Origin of the sequence: Streptomyces sulfonofaciens, assembly GCF_014656295.1 — a bacterium.
Classification (GTDB): Bacteria; Actinomycetota; Actinomycetes; order Streptomycetales; family Streptomycetaceae; genus Streptomyces; species Streptomyces sulfonofaciens.
In genome coordinates, this window is record NZ_BNCD01000021.1 from 1 (window position 1) to 21,638 (window position 21,638).

Annotated in this window: 17 protein-coding genes; 7 read left to right on the forward strand and 10 right to left on the reverse strand. The window is 75.0% G+C overall.

The window, feature by feature from the left end:
- The first annotated feature begins 189 nt into the window (after nt 1–189).
- On the forward strand, nt 190–1,401 hold the full coding sequence (gene rocD, locus IE313_RS27400) for an ornithine--oxo-acid transaminase (protein WP_189936864.1): 1,212 nt from the start codon (nt 190–192) through the stop codon (nt 1,399–1,401).
- Between the two features lie 224 nt (nt 1,402–1,625).
- Nucleotides 1,626–2,648, forward strand: coding sequence for a GDSL-type esterase/lipase family protein (locus tag IE313_RS27405; protein ID WP_189936867.1), 1,023 nt, complete (start codon nt 1,626–1,628; stop codon nt 2,646–2,648).
- Nucleotides 2,649–2,754: 106 nt separating this feature from the next.
- On the opposite strand, the gene IE313_RS27410 is transcribed toward IE313_RS27405, so the two are convergent.
- The 3 genes from IE313_RS27410 to IE313_RS27420 all read right to left on the reverse strand — a co-directional run bounded on the left by IE313_RS27410 (nt 2,755) and on the right by IE313_RS27420 (nt 5,996).
- Nucleotides 2,755–3,534, reverse strand: a complete 780-nt coding sequence (locus tag IE313_RS27410; protein WP_229924999.1) for a GntR family transcriptional regulator — start codon at nt 3,532–3,534, stop codon at nt 2,755–2,757.
- A 99-nt stretch (nt 3,535–3,633) separates the two neighbouring features.
- Nucleotides 3,634–4,767, reverse strand: coding sequence for an adenosine deaminase (locus IE313_RS27415; RefSeq protein ID WP_189936868.1), 1,134 nt, complete (start codon nt 4,765–4,767; stop codon nt 3,634–3,636).
- 764 nt (nt 4,768–5,531) lie between these two features.
- Nucleotides 5,532–5,996, reverse strand: coding sequence for a MarR family winged helix-turn-helix transcriptional regulator (locus IE313_RS27420; RefSeq protein WP_189936870.1), 465 nt, complete (start codon nt 5,994–5,996; stop codon nt 5,532–5,534).
- Nucleotides 5,997–6,181: 185 nt separating this feature from the next.
- Between IE313_RS27420 and IE313_RS27425 the strand changes: the two genes are divergently transcribed.
- Both IE313_RS27425 and IE313_RS27430 read left to right on the forward strand, forming a co-directional pair.
- Nucleotides 6,182–7,486: a glucose 1-dehydrogenase gene (locus IE313_RS27425; protein WP_189936872.1), complete on the forward strand. Its 1,305-nt coding sequence runs from the start codon at nt 6,182–6,184 to the stop codon at nt 7,484–7,486.
- Nucleotides 7,487–7,572: 86 nt separating this feature from the next.
- Entirely contained in the window at nt 7,573–8,967 is a 1,395-nt protein-coding gene (locus IE313_RS27430) for an MmgE/PrpD family protein (protein ID WP_189936874.1), read from the forward strand.
- A gap of 132 nt (nt 8,968–9,099) precedes the next feature.
- Here the strand turns inward: IE313_RS27430 and IE313_RS27435 are convergent, their stop codons facing one another.
- From IE313_RS27435 to IE313_RS27450, 4 genes are read right to left on the reverse strand one after another with little or no spacing between them, the layout of a single operon-like run.
- Nucleotides 9,100–9,699, reverse strand: a complete 600-nt coding sequence (locus tag IE313_RS27435; RefSeq protein WP_189936876.1) for a TetR/AcrR family transcriptional regulator — start codon at nt 9,697–9,699, stop codon at nt 9,100–9,102.
- Nucleotides 9,700–9,709: 10 nt separating this feature from the next.
- Nucleotides 9,710–11,845: a xanthine dehydrogenase family protein molybdopterin-binding subunit gene (locus IE313_RS27440; RefSeq protein WP_189936878.1), complete on the reverse strand. Its 2,136-nt coding sequence runs from the start codon at nt 11,843–11,845 to the stop codon at nt 9,710–9,712.
- The gene (locus tag IE313_RS27445) at nt 11,845–12,852 is read right to left on the reverse strand and encodes an FAD binding domain-containing protein (protein WP_189936880.1); all 1,008 of its coding nucleotides are present in this window, start codon (nt 12,850–12,852) and stop codon (nt 11,845–11,847) included. Before IE313_RS27445 ends, IE313_RS27440 begins: the two co-directional genes overlap by 1 nt.
- Nucleotides 12,849–13,448: a 2Fe-2S iron-sulfur cluster-binding protein gene (locus IE313_RS27450; RefSeq protein ID WP_189936882.1), complete on the reverse strand. Its 600-nt coding sequence runs from the start codon at nt 13,446–13,448 to the stop codon at nt 12,849–12,851. Before IE313_RS27450 ends, IE313_RS27445 begins: the two co-directional genes overlap by 4 nt.
- A 93-nt stretch (nt 13,449–13,541) precedes the next feature.
- On the opposite strand from IE313_RS27450, the gene IE313_RS27455 reads away from it, so the two are divergent.
- The 3 genes from IE313_RS27455 to IE313_RS27465 all read left to right on the forward strand — a co-directional run bounded on the left by IE313_RS27455 (nt 13,542) and on the right by IE313_RS27465 (nt 16,933).
- Nucleotides 13,542–14,705: an XdhC family protein gene (locus IE313_RS27455; protein WP_189936883.1), complete on the forward strand. Its 1,164-nt coding sequence runs from the start codon at nt 13,542–13,544 to the stop codon at nt 14,703–14,705.
- A 136-nt stretch (nt 14,706–14,841) separates the two neighbouring features.
- Nucleotides 14,842–16,002 (forward strand): PP2C family protein-serine/threonine phosphatase, encoded by a 1,161-nt coding sequence (locus IE313_RS27460; RefSeq protein WP_189936884.1) that lies wholly within the window; start codon nt 14,842–14,844, stop codon nt 16,000–16,002.
- 109 nt (nt 16,003–16,111) lie between these two features.
- Nucleotides 16,112–16,933: a crotonase/enoyl-CoA hydratase family protein gene (locus tag IE313_RS27465; protein WP_189936885.1), complete on the forward strand. Its 822-nt coding sequence runs from the start codon at nt 16,112–16,114 to the stop codon at nt 16,931–16,933.
- Nucleotides 16,934–17,266: 333 nt separating this feature from the next.
- On the opposite strand, the gene IE313_RS27470 is transcribed toward IE313_RS27465, so the two are convergent.
- From IE313_RS27470 to IE313_RS27480, 3 genes are read right to left on the reverse strand one after another with little or no spacing between them, the layout of a single operon-like run.
- Entirely contained in the window at nt 17,267–18,520 is a 1,254-nt protein-coding gene (locus IE313_RS27470; RefSeq protein ID WP_189936886.1) for an NAD(P)/FAD-dependent oxidoreductase, read from the reverse strand.
- Nucleotides 18,517–19,932: an FAD-dependent oxidoreductase gene (locus IE313_RS27475; RefSeq protein WP_189936887.1), complete on the reverse strand. Its 1,416-nt coding sequence runs from the start codon at nt 19,930–19,932 to the stop codon at nt 18,517–18,519. The genes IE313_RS27470 and IE313_RS27475 overlap by 4 nt, the downstream gene beginning before the upstream one ends.
- Nucleotides 19,929–21,374, reverse strand: coding sequence for an FGGY family carbohydrate kinase (locus IE313_RS27480; protein WP_189936888.1), 1,446 nt, complete (start codon nt 21,372–21,374; stop codon nt 19,929–19,931). Before IE313_RS27480 ends, IE313_RS27475 begins: the two co-directional genes overlap by 4 nt.
- Nucleotides 21,375–21,638: the final 264 nt, after the last annotated feature.

A 21,638-nucleotide genomic window follows, 5' to 3' on the forward strand; every position in this document is an offset into this window, starting at 1 on the left:
GCATCGGAGCGGGCAGGGCGCCCTGCCCGCTCCGATGCCGTCGCGCCGCGCTGAGGCGGATCCGTTGCACGCCCCGGCCGCGGCTGCCCCGGCGGCGGTGCCCCCGCCGAGGCCCGGCCCGGGCGGCCGCCGCGGCACCGCCGCCCCGTCCACATCCACGTCACCGCTGCTGACCGGAGGGCCCGCCGCATGTCCCTGACCCATGACGAGATCACGCGCGCCGACGCGAGCGTCGCCCACAACTACCATCCGCTGCCCGTGGTGATCACCCGGGGCGAGGGGGCGTGGGTCACCGATGTGGAGGGCCGGCGCCTGCTGGACATGCTCTCCGGCTACAGCGCCCTCAACTTCGGCCACGGTGACAAGGACCTGCTCGGCGTGGCCCATGCCCAGCTCGACCGGCTCACGCTCACGAGCCGGGCCTTCCACCACGACGGTCTTGCCACGTTCTGCGCCGAACTCGCCGAGCTGGCGGGCATGGAGATGGTGCTCCCCATGAACACCGGGGCGGAGGCGGTGGAGACCGCCGTCAAGACGGCCCGCAAGTGGGGCTACCGGGTCAAGGGCGTCCCCGACGGCCGCGCGAAGATCGTCGTGATGGGCGGCAACTTCCACGGCCGCACCCTGACCATCGTCAGCTTCTCGGACGACCCCGACGCCACCGCCGACTACGGCCCGTTCACCCCCGGGTTCGTCCGGGTCCCGTTCGGCGACATCGCGGCGGCGCGGGCGGCGGTGGACGAGGACACCGTGGCCGTGCTGGTCGAGCCCGTCCAGGGAGAGGGCGGCGTCATCCTGCCGCCGCCCGGATACCTGCGGCAGATCAGGCAGTTGTGCACGGAGCGCAATGTGCTCATGATCGCCGACGAGATCCAGTCCGGACTCGGTCGCACCGGCCGCACCTTCGCCTGCGACCACGAGGACGTGGTGCCCGACGTCTACGTCCTCGGCAAGGCGCTGGGCGGTGGCATCGTGCCGGTCTCCGCCGTGGTCTCCCGCGCGGACGTCCTCGGCGTTTTCCGGCCCGGCGAGCACGGCAGCACCTTCGGCGGCAACCCGCTGGCGTGCGCGGTGGGCACCGCCGTGGTGCGCCGGCTGCGCGACGGGAGCGTGCAGCAGCGGGCCACGGAACTCGGCGCGGTCTTCGCCGGCCTGCTGTCCGAACTGCCCGGGGGCGCCGTGGCCGCGGTCCGTTCGCTCGGCCTGTGGGCGGGGATCGACCTGCGCGAACGCACCGGCCGCGATGTCTGCGAGGGGCTGCTGCGCCGCGGTGTGCTGTCCAAGGACGCCCACGGGCGGACACTCAGGCTCGCCCCTCCCCTCGTCGTGGCGGAGGCCGACCTCCGCTGGGGGATGGCACGCCTTGCGGAGGAGCTGGCACAGGGACCGGAAGCAGCCTGAACGCACACCCCAGGGGCAGCGGACCGCGGGCGGGCCCCCTGCCGCCGCGGCGGCCCGCATCCGCCGGGCGTGGCGGCCGGGCGCGGCGGCCGGGCGGCACCCGTCCGGCGGCACCCGTCCGGCGGCGAGCGCTCCGGTGGCGGCCGCCCGCACCAGGCCGGCCGTGAGACCGCGTCGGCCGAGCCGGAACTCCGAGATCCACACACCACACGGACGGTCAGGACATGGAACCGCTCACACCGGACGATCCACGGCTCGGTCTCGCCGGCCACGCCGAGTTGGTGGCCGAGGACGGCGCATGGCTGCCGTGCCGGCTGCCGCCCGGTGCGCCGCTCAGCCCTCCGGGGCTCACGGCCGCCGCGCTGATGGCCTCGGGCGTGCGCGCCGACTTCGTCACGGACGCCACCGGCCTTGCCTGGCAGGTACGGGTGGAGGTGCCCGCCGGGACGCGCCGGGCCCCCGCCCCCTTCGACATCGTCGTGGACGGCGTGCTGAGCGCACGCGTCACCGTCGAGGGCTCGGGCACGCTCGCGGTGACCGGGCTGGCGCCGGGCGCCAAGAGGATCACCGTGTGGCTTCCGCAGTACGGCTCCACCCGGCTGCACCGGCTGCGGCTGGAGGGCGCGACGACGCTCGAAGCGGCGCCGGGCGGCCCCCGCTGGACCACCTACGGCAGTTCCATCACCCACTGCACCGGCGCCGAGGGCCCCTCGGCCACCTGGCCGGCCCTCGTCGCCGCCCGCCACGGCTGGCAGCTTCGCAATCTGGGCTTCGCCCGTGAATGCCATCTGGATCCGCAGGTCGCCCGGTTCATCCGGGACACCCCCGCCGACCTGATCAGCATCTGCGCGGGGGTCAACATCCACGGCAAGGCGTCCTTCACCCGCCGCACCCTCGGCCCCGCCCTGGCCGGTTTCGTGGCCACCGTGCGCGACGGCCACCCCGATGTGCCCCTCGTCCTGCTCGGCCCGATCACGGCACCCGACCGGGAACACCAGGTCAACTCAGCCGGTCTGACCCTGGCCGACGTCAGGGACGTCGTCGCCGGGACCGCGGCAGCCCTGCGGGAGGCCGGCGACATGCACCTGCACCTCGTCGACGGCCGCGACGCGCTCGGCCCGAGCGACTCGCACCTGCTCACCGACGGGCTCCACCCCTCCGCGGCCGGCTACCGCCTGATGGCCGACCGGCTCGCGCCCCTGCTGCACGGCTTCGCCGCGGACCCGGCTGCGCCGACCGGCCGCTGAGCCGGACCCGGCGGACGGGAGGCCGGCCCCGCCCGCGGGACGCGGCGGTGTACGGGCCATGCGGCGGACGGACCCCGCGGGCTCTCCGCTGGGCACCGGGCCGCCCCTAAGCGCTCTGGAGGACGGACAGGTAACCCGCCCGCCCGAGGACGAGGTGCTTGGCGAGATAGCACGGCGCGCCCTTCAGCGCCGCCGTCTGGGTCGCGATCAGGACCGGCTCGCCGGCCGGGACGCCGAGCAGGGCCGCACGTGACTCGCCGGGCACACCCGCCGTGAGGCGGACGGTGCCGGGACCCATCCGTGCACCGTACCTCCGCAGCAGGAGTGCGAGCAGGCTGCCGCTGCCTGCCTCCCGCATGGCGGCGGCGATCGTCTCGCTGTCCTGCGCGCCGATCGCCCCAGCGGTCGGGAAGTGCTCCTGGCTGAGTGCGACCGGCTCCCCGTCGCGGGACAGGACCGTCTCGAAGAACCACGTCGAGTCGCCCGGCCCCACGCCGAGCCCTTCGGTGACGAACGTGGAGGAGGCGCGCTGGAGCGTCACCTCACTGCGGTCGAGCACGACCGGCGACGCCGGCGTGCCGAGGAGTTCCTCCAGCGGTCTGAGGTGTTCGAGCCCCCTCGCCGGGAGGGTCTCGGCCACGAAGCGGCCCACGCCCCGGCGGGCGGCGAGGAAGCCGTCCTCCTCCAGGAGCATCAGGGCCTCGCGGACGACGGTACGGCTGACGCCCATGAGCTGCCCGAGTTCCGTCTCCGTCGGGATCATGGACGCCGGCGGCAGCACACCGGAGCGGATGGCGTCCAGGATGCGGCTGTGCACCCGTACCCGCAGCGGTACGCCGGGGTCCTGGGGAAGCGCCTCGGAGAGGAAGGAGCGGCGGTCGGCCACGTGGCATCGTCCCTGTGCAGCGGTGAGGGGCCGGGAAGGGCCGGGAAGGGGCGGACAGGACGTGGGGCGTCGCGCCACCGGCCCTGCCCGCCGCCGACTCTACAGGTGCCCGGTCGCGGCGGGTCGGCTCCTGGCCTGGTCGAACCCCGCGCTGAGCACCCTGACGAGGCTCTCGCGCTCGGCGACGTCCGCGAACGCGCCGCGCGCGGCCGTGAGCTGGAACCTCTCCAGGTCGTCGAGCGTGTAGCCGAAGGCGAGGTGCAGGCGTTGGAGTTCGTCGGTGAGCGTGGTGTCGCTCATGAGGCGGTTGTCGGTGTTGACGGTGACGCAGAAGCCCGCCCTGTACAGCAGGTCGAAGGGGTGGGAGCGCATGTCCTGCCCCCAGGCCGCGAAGACCCCGGTGTGCAGGTTGGACGTGGGGCTCGTCTCCAGCACGATCGAGCGGTCCCGCACCCAGCGGCCCAGGGCTCCGATGCGGCCCTGCCCGTCGATGTCCTCGGCGATGCGGACGCCGTGGCCGAGGCGCAGGGCGCGCCCGTCGAGGAGAGCCGACTCTATGCTGCGCAGACCGTCGGCCTCGCCCGCGTGGATGGTCGTCGGCAGGTACCGGCGGGCCACCAGCTCCACCGCGTCCCGGTAGAGGCTGGTGGGGTGGTCCACTTCGGGACCGGCGAGGTCGAAGCCGACCACGCCGTCGCCGTGGTGACGCAGGGCCAGTTCCGCGACCTCCAGGGCCCGGCCGCCGTCCCGCATCGCGGTGATGATCTGGTGGACCTGGATCCGGTGGCCGCGGCCGCGGGCCTCTTCGACGCCCTCCGCCAGGCCCCTGCGCACCGCGTCCACGGCCTGGTCGAGCGTGAGGCCGCCCTGGGTCGACTTCTCGGGAGCCCAGCGCACTTCGCCGTGGACGACACCGTCCGCCACCAGGTCCTCGACGTACTCGCGGGCGATCCGCGCCAGGTTCGCCGCCGACTGCATGACGGCCGATGTGAGGGCGAACGACCGCAGGTATGTCATGAGGGATCCGGAGTGGGACCGGCGCACGAGGTGGGCACGCAGGTCGTCGGGGTCGTGGGAGGGCAGCGGGGCACCCAGGGCGGTGCTGAGTTCGATGAGGGTGGCGGGGCGCAGACAGCCGTCGAGGTGTTCGTGCAGGGACACCTTCGGCAGGGCCCTGAGCTGTTGGTCACCCAGGTGTTGGCCACCCGTGGCAGAGGCACTGTGCGACGGCATCCGGACTCCTCGGGAGATGGCGGACTCGACAGGCGAGTTGTTATACAAGCCCATCATACAAGTGCCCCGCCGCCTCCCGCGGTACCGCGCCGGGCCGCGCGGGCTGGGGTCACGGCGCAGGACTGCGCGACGCCCTAAGGACCCGCAGGACCACGCCGGGCGCCATGGGGCCGGAGGGCGGCTCCACCAGGTGCGCGACGCACAGGAAACGGGTGCCCAGCACGGGGTCGACGGTGAATGCGGCGCGGTAGCGGTCGAGGTGGCGGCCCGCGGGCCCGCCGAGGGCCGGGCGGCGGCCTGCGGCCCCGGGAACCGGTGGTCGCCTCCGGCCGCGAGCTCCCGCGAACTGTCGACCGCCTCGGCGTCCGCGGCGAAGAAGCGCTGCGGCAGATCCCGTTCACCCTCCTCGGCGAGGAGGTCCCCGGAGCGGTGCGGCCTCCACGGCGGCGGTCATGCCCTGCCCGTACACCGGACTGAAGCCGCACGGCGCATCGCCGGGGGGCCAGGACGCCGGGCGGCAGCGTGTCGCGGTCGAGGACGGTGACACGCTCGAAGAAGTCGCTCGACGCGCGCGCCGCCGGCAGGCCCGCGCCGCTCCCCCGACGAGGGCCCTGGCTCCGCCCACCTGGCCTCCCCGGCGCCGAACCCCCGACGCCCCGCCCGGGCGGCACCCCCATGCCCGGCCCGGGCGCTGGGACGGCCGCGCCTCCCCGGGAGGACCTTTGCCCCGGGAGCAGCCGGGGCGCCGGGCGGATGGAGCCGATTCAGCCGCGGTCCGGCTCCGGCGCGTACTCCGCGAGCCGTTTCATGAGGACGGCGGCTTCGAGGAGGACGCGGTGCTCGCGCTCGTCCGTCACGGCCTCCACCGCGCGGGTCAGCCACGCCTCGCGGGAGGTGAGGACCCGCTCCACCACCGCACGGCCGCGGTCGGTGGCGGCCACCAGCAGCTTGCGCCCGTCGGTGGGATCGGGGCCGCGACTGACCAGGCCCTCCTTCCCCAGCGCGGCGACGACCTCCCACATCGACTGCGGGCGCAGGTGCTCCGACGCGGCGAGCGCGGCGCCCGACATGGGGCCGTGGTCGATCAGCCGCTGCAGCGCGGACAACTGGGTGATCGTCATCCCGGTCTCGAAGGTCCCGCCCTCCTGCCGCAGCCGGGAGCGGAGCCGGGCCAGTGCCGTGCTCAGCGCGACTGCGGTCCGAGTGGGGTCCAGGTCGGGTGCGGTCATGAGGAGATCTTAGCATTTCGTCAGGCAGCCTGATAATGTAGTCGTCAGGTGGCCTGATGAATTGCGGGAGCCCCGGCGCCCGGGACCGGACCCCCGGCCGCCATCCGGAGAAGAGGAACCGCCCCCATGAAGAAGCACGAGAAGAAGCAGACACCCGACGCCCGTGCCGCCGCCGGGGCCGGAGCGTGAGGGGCGGCGGGCGGCTGGCCGGGCACGTCGCCATCGTCACCGGCGGGAGCCGCGGCATCGGCAGCGCCACCACGCGCCTGCTGGTCGACGAGGGCGCCCGGGTGCTGATCGCGGATGTCCGCGACCAGCAGGGTGAGCGGCTGGCACGCGACCTCGGGGCGCGCCGGGCGGCCTTCTTCCACCTGGACGTGCGCTCCAGCAGCCGGTGGGACGCCGCGGTACGCGCCTGCCAGGACCTGTTCGGGCCGCCCGGCATCCTCGTCCACAACGCCGGTGCCATGGTCGCCGCCTCCATCGAGGAGGCGACGGAGGAGCAGTACCGCCTGGCGTTCGACGTCAACATGCTCGGACCGTTCCTCGGGACCCGTGCCGTGGTTCCCGCGATGCGCCGGGCCGGCGGCGGTGCGATCGTCGTCGTGTCGTCGGCGGGCGGCCTGGAGGGCACACCGGGCATGTCCCTGTACGCGGCGAGCAAGGCGGCCAACGCCAACTTCACTCGTAGCGCGGCTCTGGAGCTGGCGTCCGACGGCATCCGCGTCAACGCCGTCGCGCCGGGACTCGTCGACACCGACATGAGCCGGGCCGTCGTGCCGCCGCCCGCGGGGGAGGCGGCCGCCCCTGCGGGCGTGCCCCGGGTGGGACGGGCCGAGGACGTCGCACACGCCGTGCTCTACCTCGTCGACGAGGGCGCGCGCTTCGTGTCCGGAACCGTACTCACCGTCGACGGCGGCTACCTCGCGGGCCACTCGGCACCCGCCGCACCCGTGCACGCCGCCGGCCCCTCGCGGCCCCCGGCTCCGCACGGCCCCTCCGCGCACACATCACCAGGGAAAGGCGCCACGATGAAGATCCATCTCGGCAACCTCACGCTCACCAGCAGCGCGTTCCAGCACGGTCGGCGCATCCCGGACCGCTACGCGGCCGGCGACGACCCGGTGGCTCCCCCGCTGGCGTGGACCGGCGCCCCGCAGGGCACCGCGTCCTTCGCGCTCGTCGTGCACGATCCCGACGCACCGCTGACCCACGGGTTCACGCACCGCGTGCTCTACAACATCCCGGCCGACGCCACCGAGCTGACCGACGCCACACCGGCGACCGCGGGGGTGAACACGGCGGGTGGCGACGGCTACGTGCCGCCGGCCCCACCGCCCGGTCACGGGGACCACTTCTACTACTTCGAGCTCTACGCCCTCGACGCCGACCTGGCGCTGCCCGCCGGGCTCGGTCGTGCCGAACTCCTTGCCCGCATCGACGACCACATCGTCGAGCAGGCCCGCGTCGTCGGCACCTACAGCAACTGACGGAGCCGGGCCGGGTCGTCGGCCGCGCCCCGGGGCGGTCGACGACCCGGCACCCCTCCACCGATCCGACCCGGAAGAAGACCCACATGAGCGACTTCACCGGCCCCGCCGTACCCGAGCAGGCCGCCCGGACCGTCGCGGAGCGCATCGCGGAACGCGTCACCGCCGTACGCTTCGACGACCTGCCCGCGGAGGTGGTCGAGCGCACCAAGCTGGTGATCCTCGACCAGCTCGGAGTGCAACTGCTCGGTGCGCGCCTGCCGAACGTCCGGCCGGTGCTCCGCCTCGCCGAGCGGCAGGGCGGGACGCCGGAGGCGACCCTGACGCACAGCGGGGCGCGTACCACCGCTTCCCGGGCGGCCTGGGCCAACGGCGCCCTCGGGCACAGTTGCGAGTACGACGACGCGCACGCGCTGGGCTGGCACACCGCTTCCGCCGTCGTCCCCGCCGCGCTCGCCCTCGCGGAACGCGACGGCGCGTCGGGCCGCCGGCTCATCACGGCCGTCGCCGCCGGCATCCAGGTCATGGCACTGCTCGGCGCGGCCACCACCGGCATGATCACCACGGGCTGGCACGGTTCCAAGGTGCTCGGCGTCTTCGGCGCCGCGGCGGCGGCCGGCGTGCTCCTCGGACTTGACACCGCGGAACTGGTCAACGCCTTCGGGATCGCCGCCAGCGACGCGGGCGGCACCATGGAGTACGACCGCAGCGGCGGCGAGGTGAAGCGTCTGCACTCGGGCTCCGCGGCACGCTCGGGCCTGGAGGCAGCGGAGCTGGCCCGGTACGGGCTCACCGGCCCCTCGACGGTCTTCGAGGGCTCCAGGGGAGTCTTCCGGCTGTTCGGCGGCAGCGACGCCGGCATCCCGGAGGCGGCCTGGCAGCGCTGGCACGTGCTCGACACCATCTTCCGCTTCTATCCCGCCGTCGGCACCGTCCACGCACCTCTGGACGCCGTCCGCCACCTGCGCGAGGAGCACGGCGTCAGGGCCGCCGACATCAGGAGGATCCGGGTCGGGCTCGTCGACTTCGCCGTGGGCCACGGCGCCTCGATCACCCGGCCCACCGACGCGATCTCCGCGCAGTTCAGCCTCGCCTTCGGGATCGGCCTGCAGTTCGCCACCGGCGGCAACGCCCCCGCCGACTACCTCGACCCGGCCCGCTGGACCGACCCCGGCATCCTCTCCGTCGGCGACCTGGTGGAGCCGTACGCGATGGCGATCCCCGAAGGCGACCCCGCCTTCAGCGCCGCCGTCGACATCGACCTGCACGACGGCACGTCGCTCGGCCGCTACCAGGCAGGCTTCCGCGGGCACCCCCGCGTGCCCGCGACGGCCACCGAGATCGAGGACAAGTTCCGCGCCAACGCCCGCGGTACCGTCCCCGCGGCACGCGCCCACGCACTCGCCCGCGCCGTCGAGGCCCTGGACACCGTCGACGAGGTGCGCACCGTCACCCGTCTGCTGGCACCCGACGGGCAGTAAGCGCCACCCTGGGACGGTGCGAGTCGGCATGGGCCGCCCTCCGCGCCGCTCCCTCGTGCACGCACGGGTGTCCACCGGGGGACGCGGCGGCCGCACGGCCCGGGCAGCGGCGGCGCACCTGCCCCCACCCCCTCAGGTGACGTACCCGGAGGCCAGGTTGCGGGCCGCGCGGGTGGCCCGGGCTGCGACGGAGTCGCAGACGCTCGGGGGCGCGCCGAACACGCCGTCCAGCAGGAGGGCCGCATAGCCCCGGGCCAGGCAGCGCAGTGCCTCCAGCAGGGCGACGGCCGTCTGAGGCTCGGCGAGCGCGAGGGCACTGGGGAGTTGGAGGTCGATCAGGGCGCGGGTGCTCTCCTTCAGCTCGGGGTGGCAGGTGCGCAGGTCGGCGTCCATCAGCAGGGCGAAACAACTGCGGTGGCGGGCCGCCGACCGGACGTAGGAGCTGACGAAGGCGGCGAGCCGGTCCTCGGGCCGGTCGGCGGCGGCGACCGCCTCCTCACAGGTGGCATGGAGCTCGCGGGCGATGGTGAGGGCGGCGGCCGCAAGCAGTGCGCTGCGGTCCGGGAAGTGCCGGTAGGGCGCGGCGGGGCTGACCTGCGTACGGCGTGCGGCCTCGGCCACCGAGAAGCCGTGCACGCCGCACTCGGCGACGATCTCCAGCGTGGCCCTGATCAGGGCCGCGGGCAGATCGCCGTGATGGTAGGGGCCGCCGGCGGCCCCGGTGGCCGGCATCCGCCCGCCCTCAGCGCACGAGGGCGGAGGCGTTCTCGCCAGGTGCGCGCCGCAGCGCCTGGCGTGCGCTCTCTATCCGCAGCGGCAGATCGCGGACGCGGACGCCGGTGGCGTGGTGGAAGGCATTGGTGACGGCCGCCGCCGTGCCCACGATGCCCAGTTCGCCGATGCCCTTGCCGCCGACCGGGTTGAGCCGGTCGTCCCGCTCCTCCAGCCAGTGCGCCTCGATCGCGGGCACGTCCGCGTTGGCGGCGTAGTGGTACCCGGCGAGATCGTGGTTGACCACGTCGCCGAAGAGCGGGTCGGGTTCGCCGATCTCCAGCAGCGCCATCGACAGGCCCATCGTCATGGCGCCGACGAGCTGCGAGCGTGCCGTTCTGGGGTTGAGGATGCGGCCGGCCGTGAAGACGCCGAGCATCCGGTCGACCCGGATCTCACCGGTGTCGGTGTCCACGCGCAGTTGCACGAACTGCGCACCGTACGCGTGCCGGGAGAGGGCCTCCTGCTTCTCCAGGTCCTCGGCGGTGTCGGCTCGCGCCTCAAGGCCGCCCTCGGGGACGGCACCCGCGTACGCGCCGAGCTTGTCGACGAGCGCACGGCAGGCCTTGTCCACGGCCCAGCTCCACGACGCGGTGCCCATGGAACCGCCGGCGAGGGCCGCCATACCGAGCGAGGCACGGCCGATCTCCAGGCGCAGCCGCTCCAGCGGAACGCCCAGCGCGTCGGCGGCCACCTGCGCCATCGCGGTGCGCGCGCCGGTGCCGATGTCGGTCGCGCCGACACGGACCACGAACGTGCCGTCCGCCTCCGCGCGGGCCACGGCCGTGGAGGCCCGGATGTAGACCGGATGAGTGGCGGAGGCCATACCGGTGCCCACCAGCCAGCGGCCGTCGCGGCGGCTGCGCGGTGCCCGGTCGCGGTGCTGCCAGCCGAAGCGGGCGGCGCCCTCGCGCAGGCAGGCCGCCAGGTTGCGGCTGCTGAACTCGAGACCGGTGCCGGGGTCGACGGTGGGCTCGTTGCGCAGGCGCAGTTCGACGGGGTCGATGCCCAGCTCGTACGCCAGCTCGTCCATGGCCGACTCCAGCGCGAACGTGCCGGGGGTGCGGCCCGGTGCGCGGAAGAAGCCGGGGGTGGGCACGTCGAGACGGGAGAGCCGGGAGACGGTGCGGATGTTCGGCGCGGCGTACAGCAGCTTCGCGTCCGCCGTGCTGTTCTCCGTGTACTCCTTCAGGCGCGACGACTGGCTGAGCGAGTCGTGCACGACGACCGTGAGCCTGCCCTCCCGGTCGGCGCCCAGGCGGACCCGCTGGATGGTCGGCGTCCGGTAGGTGACGAGCGAGAACATCTGCTGACGGGTCATCGCGATCTTCACCGGGCGCTGGACCACCCGGGCCGCCTGGACGGCCAGCACGGCGGAGGGCCGCGGCAGGACCTTGGACCCGAAGCCGCCGCCCACGTACTCGGCGACGACCTCCACGGCCGAGGCGTCGATGCCGAACAGCGCTGCGATCAACTGACCGTACGCGAAGGGGCCCTGGTTGGAGTCGTACAGCGTCAGCCGCTCCTCGTCCCAGACCGCGAGGGTCGCGTGCGGCTCCATCGGCATCGCGTGCTCGGCCGGCGTGGTGTAGCGGGCGTCCACGAGGACGTCGGCGGCGGCCAGTGCCGTGTCCGGGTCGCCGACCTCGAAGGTGGCGGGGAGCATGCCGTTGACCGTCTCCGGCGTGTAGACGGTGTCGTCGTCGCGCAGGAGCACGTCGTGCGGTTCCTGCTCGTAGGAGATCGGCAGCGCCTCGGCGGCCCGGCGGGCCGCCTCCAGGGAGGTGGCGACGACACCCGCGACGATCTGGCCGCGGTAGGACACCTCGGGGGACTGCAGGACCATCAGGTCGGCGTCGACGCCGGGCTTGAGCCTGGGTGCGTTGGTGTGGTCGAGCACCGCGAGCACACCCGGGCGGGAGAGCACCGCCGCCGCGTCCACCGCGGTGACGCGGCCACGGGCGATCGTCGAGACGGCCGGGAAGACGTAGACGACCCCCTCCACGGGGTACTCGTACGCGTACTGGGCCGCACCGGTGACCTTGGCGTGCCCGTCGAGGCGGGTGACCGGGGCGCCGAGGGACTGGGTGAGGGTGCTCGTGCTCATCAGCGGTCCTTCCTTGTGGCCTGGTCGGCCAGGTCGCGCACGACGGCGCGGATGAGGTCGGTGGCCAGGTCCACCTTGAACGCGTTGCCGGGCAGCGGGCGCGCCGCGGCGAACTCGGCCCCGGCCGCGGCCCGCAGTGCCGAGTCGGTGGGCTCGGCGCCGCGCAGTGCCGCCTCCGCGGCACGGGCGCGCCAGGGCCGGGTCCCGACACCGCCGAGTGCTATGCGCACTTCGGCGAGCGAGCCGTCCGGCTCGACGTCCACCACCGCGGCGACGCTGACCAGGGCGAAGGCGTACGACCAGCGGTCGCGCACCTTGCGGTAGCGCATCACGGCCCCGGCGGGCGGCGGCGGCAGCTCGACGGCGGTGATCAGCTCGCCGCGCTCCAGCACGGTCTCCCGGTGGGGGGTGTCCCCGGGCGGCACGTACAACTGGTCGACGGGCACCGTCCTGGTGGTTCCGCCGGGCGAGCGCAGGTGCGCGACGGCGTCCAGTGCGACCATCGCGACGGCCATGTCGGAGGGGTGGCCGGCCACGCAGTGGTCGGAGGTGCCGAGGACGGCCAGTTCGCGGTGGGCGCCTTCGAGGGCGGGGCAGCCGGAGCCCGGCTCACGCTTGTTGCAGGGCTTGGTGACGTCCTGGAAGTAGCCGCAGCGGGTACGCTGGAGGAGGTTGCCGCCGATGGTGGCCTGGGAGCGGAGCTGCCCGGAGGCACCCGCGAGCAGGGCCTGCGCGAGGGCGGGGAAGCGCTCGCGGATGCCCTCGTCGCCCGCGAGGACGCTGTTGCGCGCGGTGGCACCGATCAGGACGGAGCCGTCGGCGCGGTGCTCCACACCGTCCAACGGGAGGCGGGAGACGTCCACGACCAGGTCGGGCTCCGCGACGCCCAGCTTCATCAGGTCGACGAGGTTGGTGCCGCCGCCGAGGTAGACGGCGTCGGGGCGCTCGGCGACCAGGGCCTGCGCCTGGGCGGTGTCGGCCGCGCGTACGTAGGAGAACTCCTTCATCGGGACTCTCCGTCCGGGGTCACGGCGGTGCCCGCGGTGGCGCCGGCCGCTTCGAGGACGGCCCCGACGATGCCCCCGTACGCGCCGCAGCGGCACAGGTTGCCGCTCATCCGCTCCCGCACCTCCGCGGCGTCCAGCTCGGCGGCGCCGCCGACACCCGCCGCGGTGTCCTGCGTCACCACGCTCGGCCAGCCCCGCTCGGCCTCGCCCAGGGCGCCGACGGCCGAACAGATCTGCCCGGGGGTGCAGTAACCGCACTGCAGGCCGTCGTACGCGAGGAACGCCTCCTGCACCGGGTGGAGCCGGGCCCCCGCGTCCGCGGCGGCGGGCAGGTCGGCGACGCCCTCGATGGAGACGATGTCCCGCTCACCTGCGGCAACGGTCAGCATCAGACAACTGTTGGCACGCTCCCCGTCGACCAGCACCGTGCAGGCCCCGCACTGACCGTGGTCGCACCCCTTCTTCGTACCGGTCAGGCCGAGGTGCTCGCGCAGCGTGTCCAGCAGGGTCGAGCGGTTGTCCACGGTCAACTCGTGACGCCTGCCGTTGACGCGCAGGACCACGTCGCTGCTCGAAGAGGAATGTGAGAGGGTCATACATTCGAACCTATCAAGCTCTTACCCGCGTGGGAGAGCCGGTTCGGACTCTGGGACCCGGGAGTTGCGGGCGGAAGGGAGCATCTGTCGCCCATGAGCGGTGTGGTGATGGAGGAGATGGAGCGCTGGTGGCGCGCCGGCGCGCCGTTCGCGTGCGCGACCGTGGTGGAGACCTGGCACTCGTCGCCCCAACCGCCGGGTGCCCGGATGCTGGTCGGCCCTGACGGCACGGTCGTGGGCAGCGTCTCGGGCGGTTGCGTCGAGGGCGCGGTCTACGACCTGGGCCAGGAGGTGATCGCGAGCGGGACGCCGGTCCTGCAGCGGTACGGCGTCAGCGACGAGGATGCCTTCGCGGTCGGCCTGACCTGCGGCGGCGTGCTGGACGTGTACTTGGAGCGGATCGACCCCGCGGCCTTCCCCGGCCTCGACGCGGTGGCCGCCTCCGTGCGCGACGGCGAGCCGGTGGCCGTCGTCACGTGCGTGGCCGCTGCGGCACCCGCAGGCACCCGCGGCGAAGCGGACACGGGCCAGGACCCGGCGGGCCGGCTGGGCCGCAGACTCGTCGTACGCGCGGACCGGACGGAGGGCTCGCTCGGCACCGACCTGCTCGACCGCGCCGCCGTCGAGGCCGCCCGGGGGATGCTCGCCGAGGGCCGGTCGGGCACGCTGCGCTGCGGCTACGACGGTCGCACCCGCGGCGACGACCTCACCCTCTTCGTCTCGGCGCACGCCGCACCGCCCCGCATGATCGTCTTCGGTGCGATCGACTTCGCCGCCGCGGCCGTGCGGATGGGCCGCTTCCTCGGCTACCGCGTCACCGTCTGCGACGCCCGCCCGGTGTTCGCCACCGCGCGCCGCTTCCCGGACGCCGCCGAGGTCGTCACCGACTGGCCGCACCGCTATCTGCGCGCCGAGGCCGAGGCGGGCCGGGTGGACGAGCGGACCGTGGTGTGCGTCCTCACCCACGACCCGAAGTTCGACGTGCCGCTGCTGGAGGTCGCACTGCGCCTGCCGCTCGCCTACGTCGGCGCCATGGGCTCCCGCCGCACCCACGAGGACCGTCTCGCCCGGCTCCGTGAGGCGGGCCTGGGCGAGCCCGAGCTGTCCCGGCTGTCCTCGCCGATCGGCCTCGACCTGGGGGCCCGTACGCCGGAGGAGACGGCGGTCTCCATCGCGGCGGAGATCGTCGCCACCCGCTGGGGCGGCAGCGGTGAGCGCCTGACGTCCCGCACGGGCCGTATCCACGACGGCCCATGACCGGTTCCGCACGAGGTGGGGCGGCCGTCGCCGGCCCCGGCGCGCCGGGGCCGGGTGGCATGCGGACCCCGCGGCGCCGGGTTACGTTGTGCGGGCCGCAGCATTCCCGAAGCCGTCAGCGCCCGGTGATCACGCCATGCCCCAGTCCACGCGCAGCGCGAGAAGGTCGTACTCCTCGCTCCTGATCTGCATCGTGCTGCTCGTCGGGGGCGCGATGGCCGACCTCTTCGGGCCCCGGCCGTACACGGGTCTGCCGCTGCTCGCCGCCGCTCCGCTGGTCGCGGGGGCCCTGCTGTCGTTCCGCCTGGCCCTCGCCGTCGCCGTCCTCGCCTGTGTGCTCTCGGTCGTGCTCGACCACCAGTTGGAACACTCCGTGGTGGCGCTGGTCGTCGACGTCACCGACATCGCCGTCGTCGGTCTCACGGCGCTGCTGGTCAATGTGACCCTCCAGCGGCAGAGGCGCAGGCTGGTGCGGGCCATCGACGTCTCCGAGGCGGCGCAGCGCGCGATCCTGCCGGACCTGCCGAGCACGGCGGGTCCGCTGCGGGTGGCGGGCAGGTACGAGGCGGCGCTGGCGGAGGCCAGGATCGGCGGCGACCTCTACGCGGTGCAGCCCACCCCGTTCGGGGTGCGGGCCCTGATCGGCGACGTGCGCGGCAAGGGGCTCCAGGCGGTCGGCACGGTGTCGGTGGCCATCGGAGCCTTCCGGCAGGAGGCGGAGCACGCCCCGGCGGTCGGCGAGCTCGCCCGCCGGATGGACCACGCGCTCCGCCTGGAGAGCGAGCGCCGGTCGGCGCCGACGGACGCCGAGGAGTTCACCACCGCGGTGCTCGCCGAGTTCTCGTCCGACGGCGGCACCGTCCGCCTGGTCAACCACGGGCACCCCTCGCCCTACCTGGTGCACGAGGCCACCGTGACCCTCCTCGATCCCGGCTCCCGCCGGCTGCCGCTGGGCATGGGCCTGGCCGAGGCGCGCGCCGGCGGCGCACCGCAGCCGGACTCCGTCACGCTGCCCTGCGGTGCCTTCCTGCTGCTCATCACCGACGGGGTGATCGAGGCGCGCAACGCCGACGGGGAGTTCTACGACCCGACCACCGGCGTCCTCGCCCTGCGTGCGTTCGAGAACCCGGGCGAGCTGGTCGACGCCCTCGTCCACGACATCTTCCAATGGACGGGTGCCGAGCCCCAGGACGACATCGCGGTCGTGGCGCTCACACGCGCACCGGCGCCCTCCTGGCCCTCGGCCCACGCCTACCACCGTGAGCCGGTACCGCGGCGCTCCGCCGACGGGGAGTGAGCCGGCCGCCGGCGGCGAGGGCGGCCCACCGCGGTGGCGTCCCGGCCTGCCCACCACGGCCGGGCGGACCCCTATCCTTCGGCTGTCCCCGACCAGGAAGGCCCGACCGATGCCGGTCCGCACCGAACGCGCAGGGCATGTGACGACGGTCGTGCTGTCGCGGCCCGAGCAACGCAACGCCGTCGACGGCCCCACCGCCGCGGAACTGGTGGCGGCCTTCCGCGCCTTCGAGGCCGATGACAGGGCCCGGGTGGCGGTGCTGTGGGGGGAAGGGGGCACGTTCTGCGCGGGCGCCGACCTCAAGGCGCTGGGCACCGCGCGCGCCAACCGGGTGGCGCAGGGCGGCGACGGGCCGATGGGCCCGACCCGGCTGCGGCTGTCCAAGCCGGTGATCGCGGCGGTCGCCGGGCATGCCGTGGCCGGCGGGCTCGAACTGGCGCTCTGGTGCGATCTGCGGATCGTGGAGGAGGACGCCGTCTTCGGGGTGTTCTGCCGCCGGTGGGGCGTACCCCTGATCGACGGCGGCACGGTGCGGCTGCCGCGGCTGATCGGCACCGGCCGGGCGATGGACATGATCCTCACCGGCCGTCCGGTGCCCGCGGCGGAGGCCCTGGCGATGGGGCTGGCCACCCGGGTGGTGGCGACCGGCCGGGCCCGCGCCGAGGCGGAGGAGCTGGCCGCGCGGCTGGCCCTCTTCCCGCAGGCGTGCCTGCGCGCCGACCGGGCCTCCGTCCTGGACCAGGCCGGGCTCGGCGAGGAGGCGGCCATGGCCGGCGAGCTGCGAGGCGGCATGGCCGTCCTCGACGAGGCCCTTCCGGGCGCGGCCCGCTTCGCGGCGGGGGCGGGACGGCACGGGGCGTTCGAGCAACCGGGCACGGGCGAGCGGGAGATAGGCGCTCCGGGCACGAGCGAGCGGAACACGGACGGCTGAGACGCAGATGCTGCCGACGCCTTTGCGCAACTGCCGGGGCGCCTTGGGCTGCGCCTACGACGGGCCCGCGGCCGGCGGGGGCGCCGTCGGGCGGTGCGGTGCCGGGGAGGGCCCGTCGAGCGTGGCGGCGCCGGGGCGGGGACGGGCCCGTGGTCCCGCAGGGCCGGCTGCCCGCTCCGGGCCGACGGGTCCGGCCGCGCCGGGCCGACGGGTCCGGCCGCGCCGGGCCGACGGGTCCGGTGAGACGGCTGGTCGCACGGGTCGGCCCAGCGGGGCGGGCGGAGCGGGGAGGCGGGGCGGGCGAGTGCGGGCAGCGGGGCGGGGCTGGTCCGGTCAGCCGACTCCGACCCACACCGGCCCGCCGTCCGGATCCACGCGCGGGATCCAGACGCCCGCCAGCGGCACGGGCCGGCCCGGCACCGCGGTGCGGTGGTGGCGCTCCCTGTGCAGGGTGCGGCCGTCCTGGGTGACGCGCAGGGTGGGCCGGGTGAGGAAGCGGTGGGTGCGCAACAGGAAGGTGCCCGCGACCGGAGCGCCGGGGGTGAGCCGGTTCGGCACGCTCCAGCGCAGCGGCAGCTCCGTGCGCACCGTGACGGCGTCCGCGTCCGGCCAGCCGGCAGGCCCGGTCAGGTGGCGCAGCACCGAACGCGCGGCGAGCGCTCCCTCGTGCGCCGCGACCCGGGCGCTCTCGGCGGCGTGCAGCACGCTGCCGACCGCGAAGACACCCGGCTGGGCGGTGCGGAACGCCGCGTCGACGGCCGGTCCGCGGGTGCCGGCGTCGAGTGTGATGCCGCCCCTCCTGGCCAGTTCGTTCTCCGGGGTGAAGTCGCCGGTGAAGACGACGGTGTCGCAGGCCAGCACGGTGCTGCGGCCGTCGCCCCGGCGCAGCCTGATGCCGGTCAGCCGGGGACGGCCGAGCAACTCGGTGACCTGGGCCCCGGTCAGCAGGGGCACGCCGCCCAGCAGCCGGGCCCGCTGGGCGCGCGCCAGCGGCGCCTGGGACCTGGGCAGGCCGGTGACCATGGCGAGGGGGCGCGCGCCGGCCCGGCGCAGGGCGTCCAGCGCCGCGTAGGCCACCGGCTCCGCGCCCACGATGACGGCCCGCCGTCCGACCGGCCGGCCGTACAGGTACACCGCCTGCTGGAGCTCTCCCGTGGTGAGTACGCCCGCGGGCCTTGTGCCGGGGACGAGGCGCGCGCTGCGGGAGCGTTCGCGGGCGCCGGTGGCGAGCACGACGGCCCGTGCCGTGATGCGCTCGGGCCCCTCGGGCCCCGTGGTGTCCAGGGTGTGTGGACCGGCCCAGCCGAGGACGGTGGCACCGGTGCGCAGCTCGGCTCCGGCGCCGACCGCTGCCTCTGCGGCCCGGGCCGCGTACTCGGGGCCGGTCCAGCGCCGGCCCGGCGGCCCGAACCCGCGGTGCTCGCAGTGCCGCGGCACGCCTCCGGGCTGCTGCTCGCGGTCCAGCACCAGCACCCGGCCCGCGCCCCGCGCGGCGAGCCGGGCCGCCGCGGCGAGCCCGGCGGGGCCCGCACCCACGACCAGTACGTCGACGACCCGGGACACCGTCCCGTTCACCGGCCCGTTCATACGCGCTCCCCCGCATCCGAGCGTTCGAAGAGGTCGGTGACCGCCGCGCCGCAGTAGGCGCCCTGGCAGCGGCCGGCCCCGGCCCGGGTCCTGCGGCGCAGGCCGGCCACGGAGTGCGGCGGCAGGGGCGCCGCGAGCGCGTCGCGGATCTCTGCGCGGGAGACCAGCTCGCAGTGGCAGACGACGGTGCCGTACTCGGGGTCGGCGGCCACCAGGGCGGCCTGCCGGCAGGGGCGCACGGCACGGCGGCCGAGCGGCGGCATGCGCAGCGGCGGCAGGTCGCGCGGCTCGCCGAGGACCAGGCCGGTGTCCGCGAGCAGACCGGTGACGTGGGCGGCGATGCCCATGGAGGCGGTCAGACCGGTGGAGCGGATGCCGCCCACGGTCACGCTGCGCTGTGCCGGGTGGGCGCGGATGCGGTAGTCCTCGTGGCCGGTGGCGGCGCGCAGTCCCGCGTAGACGGCGGTGACCTCCTCGTCGAGCAGCGCGGGCAGGATGCCCCTGCCCTTGGCGCGCAGCGCGGCGAGCCCGTCCGCGGTGGACTCGGTGGCGCGCTTGTCGTCCAGGTCCTCGGCGGTGGGGCCGAGCAGTACGTTGCCGTACACCGTGGGCGCGACCAGCACGCCCTTGCCGAGGGCGGTGGGGACGGGCAGCAGGATGTGCCGGACGAGGTCGCCGGCGAGGGTGTCGAAGACGATGAGCTGGCCGCGGCGCGGGGTGACCGTGAAGTCGTGGTGCCCGAGCATGCCGTCGACGGTGTCGGCGGCCAGGCCCGCGGCGTTCACGAGGTACCGGGCGCGCAGCACGCCGCGGGCGCAGCGCAGCTCGTGGTGGCCCGCGCGCTCCCGGATACCGGTGACCCGGCAGCCGAGGTGCAGGTCGGTGCCCGCCAGGACGGCCTGGGTGGCGTAGGCGAGGGTGGTGCTCCACGGGCAGACGATGCTCTCGCCGGGCACCTCCAGCGCGCCGAGGGCACCGGGGGCGAGGTGGGGCTCGCGGGTGTACAGCTCGCCGGGGGTGAGGAGGCGGGTGTCGTGGCGACCGTTGCGGCCGGCCTTGGCGGCCAGTTCGGGAAGCGCGGCGCGCTGCTCCTCGTTCCAGGCCACCAGCAGCGCGCCGACGCGTTCGACCGGGATGCCGGTCTCGGCCGCGTAGCGCGCGAGGCGGTGGGACCCGTCGGCCATCAGCCGGGACTCCAGCGAGCCGGGTACGGCGTCGAACCCGGTGTGCAGAATGGCGGTGTTGGCCTTGGAGGTGCCCTCGCCGACGTCGTGGGCCGCCTCCACCAGCGCGATCCGCAGCGCACGGTGGCGGGCCAGCTCGCGCGCGACGGCCGTTCCGACCACGCCCGCGCCGATGACCGCGACGTCGTACGGGGCGTTCGGCAGCGGCCCGGTGGTGGTGACGGTCATGACGCGGCCGGGGCCCGGTCGAGCAGGGCGTCGACGGCGGCGCGGAACTCCGCACGGCGCTCGGCCGCTTCCGCGGCACTGATCCGGGGCTCGTAGACGGTGGCCGGCCGCCAGGGGGGAACGGCCTCGTCGAGCGTGAGCGCGGGATCGAGGCCGAGGCGGGCGGCCGCGGCGACGCCGAGGGCCGTGGCGTCGGGCACCGCGGACACCTCCACGGGGCGTTGCAGCAGGTCGGCCTGGGTCTGCATGAGCAGGGCCGAGCGGGTCAGACCGCCGTCCACGCGCAGCGCACCGAGCGGTGAGCCGAGATCGCGGGCCGCCGCGTCGGCAGCCTCGGCGACCTGGGCGGCGATGCCCTCGCACAGGGCCCGCACCAGGTGGCCGGGGGCGGTGTCCAGGCCGAGGCCGGTGAGCGTGCCGCGCACCTCACCGCGCCACCAGGGAGCGGCGAGTCCGGCGAGGGCGGGCACGAACCCGACCCCGCCGGTGTCCTGCACCGAGGAGCCCACGCGGTCGAGGTCCGCGGCGCCCGAGAGCACTCCGAGTCCGGCCAGCCAGGCGACGGCGGACGCGGCGGCGTAGACCTGGCCGTCCAGGCAGTAGCTGGTGCGGCCGGCCAGCCGCCAGGCGACACAGCTCACCAGGCCCTGCTCGCTCCTGTGCGGCCGCCCGCCGGTCGCGGCGAGCAGGAACGCGCCGGTGCCGTAGGTGCACTTGGCGGTGCCCGGGTCGGTGACGCGCAGCGCGAGCAGGGCCGCCTGCTGGTCGACGAGCAGCCCGGTGAGCGGCAGCGGGGCGCCGAAGGCGGTGGTGGTGCCGGCCAGGCAGCCGGCGTCGACGATCCGCGGCAGGCGTTCACCGGTGAGTCCGAAGGCGTCCAGGGCGTCCTTCGACCAGTCGACCCGGTCGAGGTCGAGCAGTTGGGTGCGCCCGGCGGTGGCCGCGTCGGTGACGAAGGCTCCGGTGAGGCGGTGGACCAGCCAGGAGTCGGTGGTGGTGACGACTCCGTCGACGGTGAGGTTGCGACGGATCCAGGCCATCTTGGGTGCCGCGAAGTAGGCGTCGAGCGGCAGGCCGGTGAGCTGCCGCAGCTCCTCGGCGCGCGGGGCCAGCTCGGCGCAGACGGTGTCGGCCCGTTTGTCGTGCCAGACGATCGCGTCCGTCAGCGGCCGTCCCGTGGCCGGGTCCCAGGCGAGCACCGTCTCGCCCTGGTTGGCGAGGCCGACCGCGGCCACGGGTTCGCCGGCGGCGGCGAGCGCCTGCCGGCCGGCGTCGAGCACCGAGCGGTAGAGCTCGGCGGGGTCCGCCTCGGCGCGCGCGCCGGGTAGCTGACGGGTGGCCACCGGGGCGCTGCCGGAGCCGAGGACACCGCGCTCCGGGCAGACCACAAGGGCCTTCGTCCCCGAGGTCCCCTGGTCGATGGCGAGTACCGGGCCCGTCATGGCCCACCCCCGTCATGTCGTCGACTGATCACGTGACCGCCAGCCTTGTGCAGGGCGCAGGGCACCGTCAAGCGCACCCGCGGGCCCCCGGTGCTCACTCTCCATCGTCGATGCGCCACTATGCGTGGAGAAAGATCCTCGATTTCTTCCACCAAACGGAAGTACCGCCTCTACACTGGCCGCCGACTGTCGCACACCCCACGGATTTAGCGGAGCACCGCTTGCGAGTTCACCTGGTCCTCTCCTGCCGCGTCGGGGTCGGAG

Coding starts and splice junctions, on each gene's coding strand:
- rocD (WP_189936864.1), top strand. CDS start 190: ATGTCCCTGACCCATGACGAGATCACGCGCGCCGACGCGAGCGTCGCC.
- IE313_RS27405 (WP_189936867.1), top strand. CDS start 1,626: ATGGAACCGCTCACACCGGACGATCCACGGCTCGGTCTCGCCGGCCAC.
- IE313_RS27415 (WP_189936868.1), bottom strand. CDS start 4,767: ATGCCGTCGCACAGTGCCTCTGCCACGGGTGGCCAACACCTGGGTGAC.
- IE313_RS27420 (WP_189936870.1), bottom strand. CDS start 5,996: ATGACCGCACCCGACCTGGACCCCACTCGGACCGCAGTCGCGCTGAGC.
- IE313_RS27430 (WP_189936874.1), top strand. CDS start 7,573: ATGAGCGACTTCACCGGCCCCGCCGTACCCGAGCAGGCCGCCCGGACC.
- IE313_RS27435 (WP_189936876.1), bottom strand. CDS start 9,699: ATGCCGGCCACCGGGGCCGCCGGCGGCCCCTACCATCACGGCGATCTG.
- IE313_RS27440 (WP_189936878.1), bottom strand. CDS start 11,845: ATGAGCACGAGCACCCTCACCCAGTCCCTCGGCGCCCCGGTCACCCGC.
- IE313_RS27445 (WP_189936880.1), bottom strand. CDS start 12,852: ATGAAGGAGTTCTCCTACGTACGCGCGGCCGACACCGCCCAGGCGCAG.
- IE313_RS27450 (WP_189936882.1), bottom strand. CDS start 13,448: ATGACCCTCTCACATTCCTCTTCGAGCAGCGACGTGGTCCTGCGCGTC.
- IE313_RS27455 (WP_189936883.1), top strand. CDS start 13,542: ATGAGCGGTGTGGTGATGGAGGAGATGGAGCGCTGGTGGCGCGCCGGC.
- IE313_RS27460 (WP_189936884.1), top strand. CDS start 14,842: ATGCCCCAGTCCACGCGCAGCGCGAGAAGGTCGTACTCCTCGCTCCTG.
- IE313_RS27465 (WP_189936885.1), top strand. CDS start 16,112: ATGCCGGTCCGCACCGAACGCGCAGGGCATGTGACGACGGTCGTGCTG.
- IE313_RS27470 (WP_189936886.1), bottom strand. CDS start 18,520: ATGAACGGGCCGGTGAACGGGACGGTGTCCCGGGTCGTCGACGTACTG.
- IE313_RS27475 (WP_189936887.1), bottom strand. CDS start 19,932: ATGACCGTCACCACCACCGGGCCGCTGCCGAACGCCCCGTACGACGTC.
- IE313_RS27480 (WP_189936888.1), bottom strand. CDS start 21,374: ATGACGGGCCCGGTACTCGCCATCGACCAGGGGACCTCGGGGACGAAG.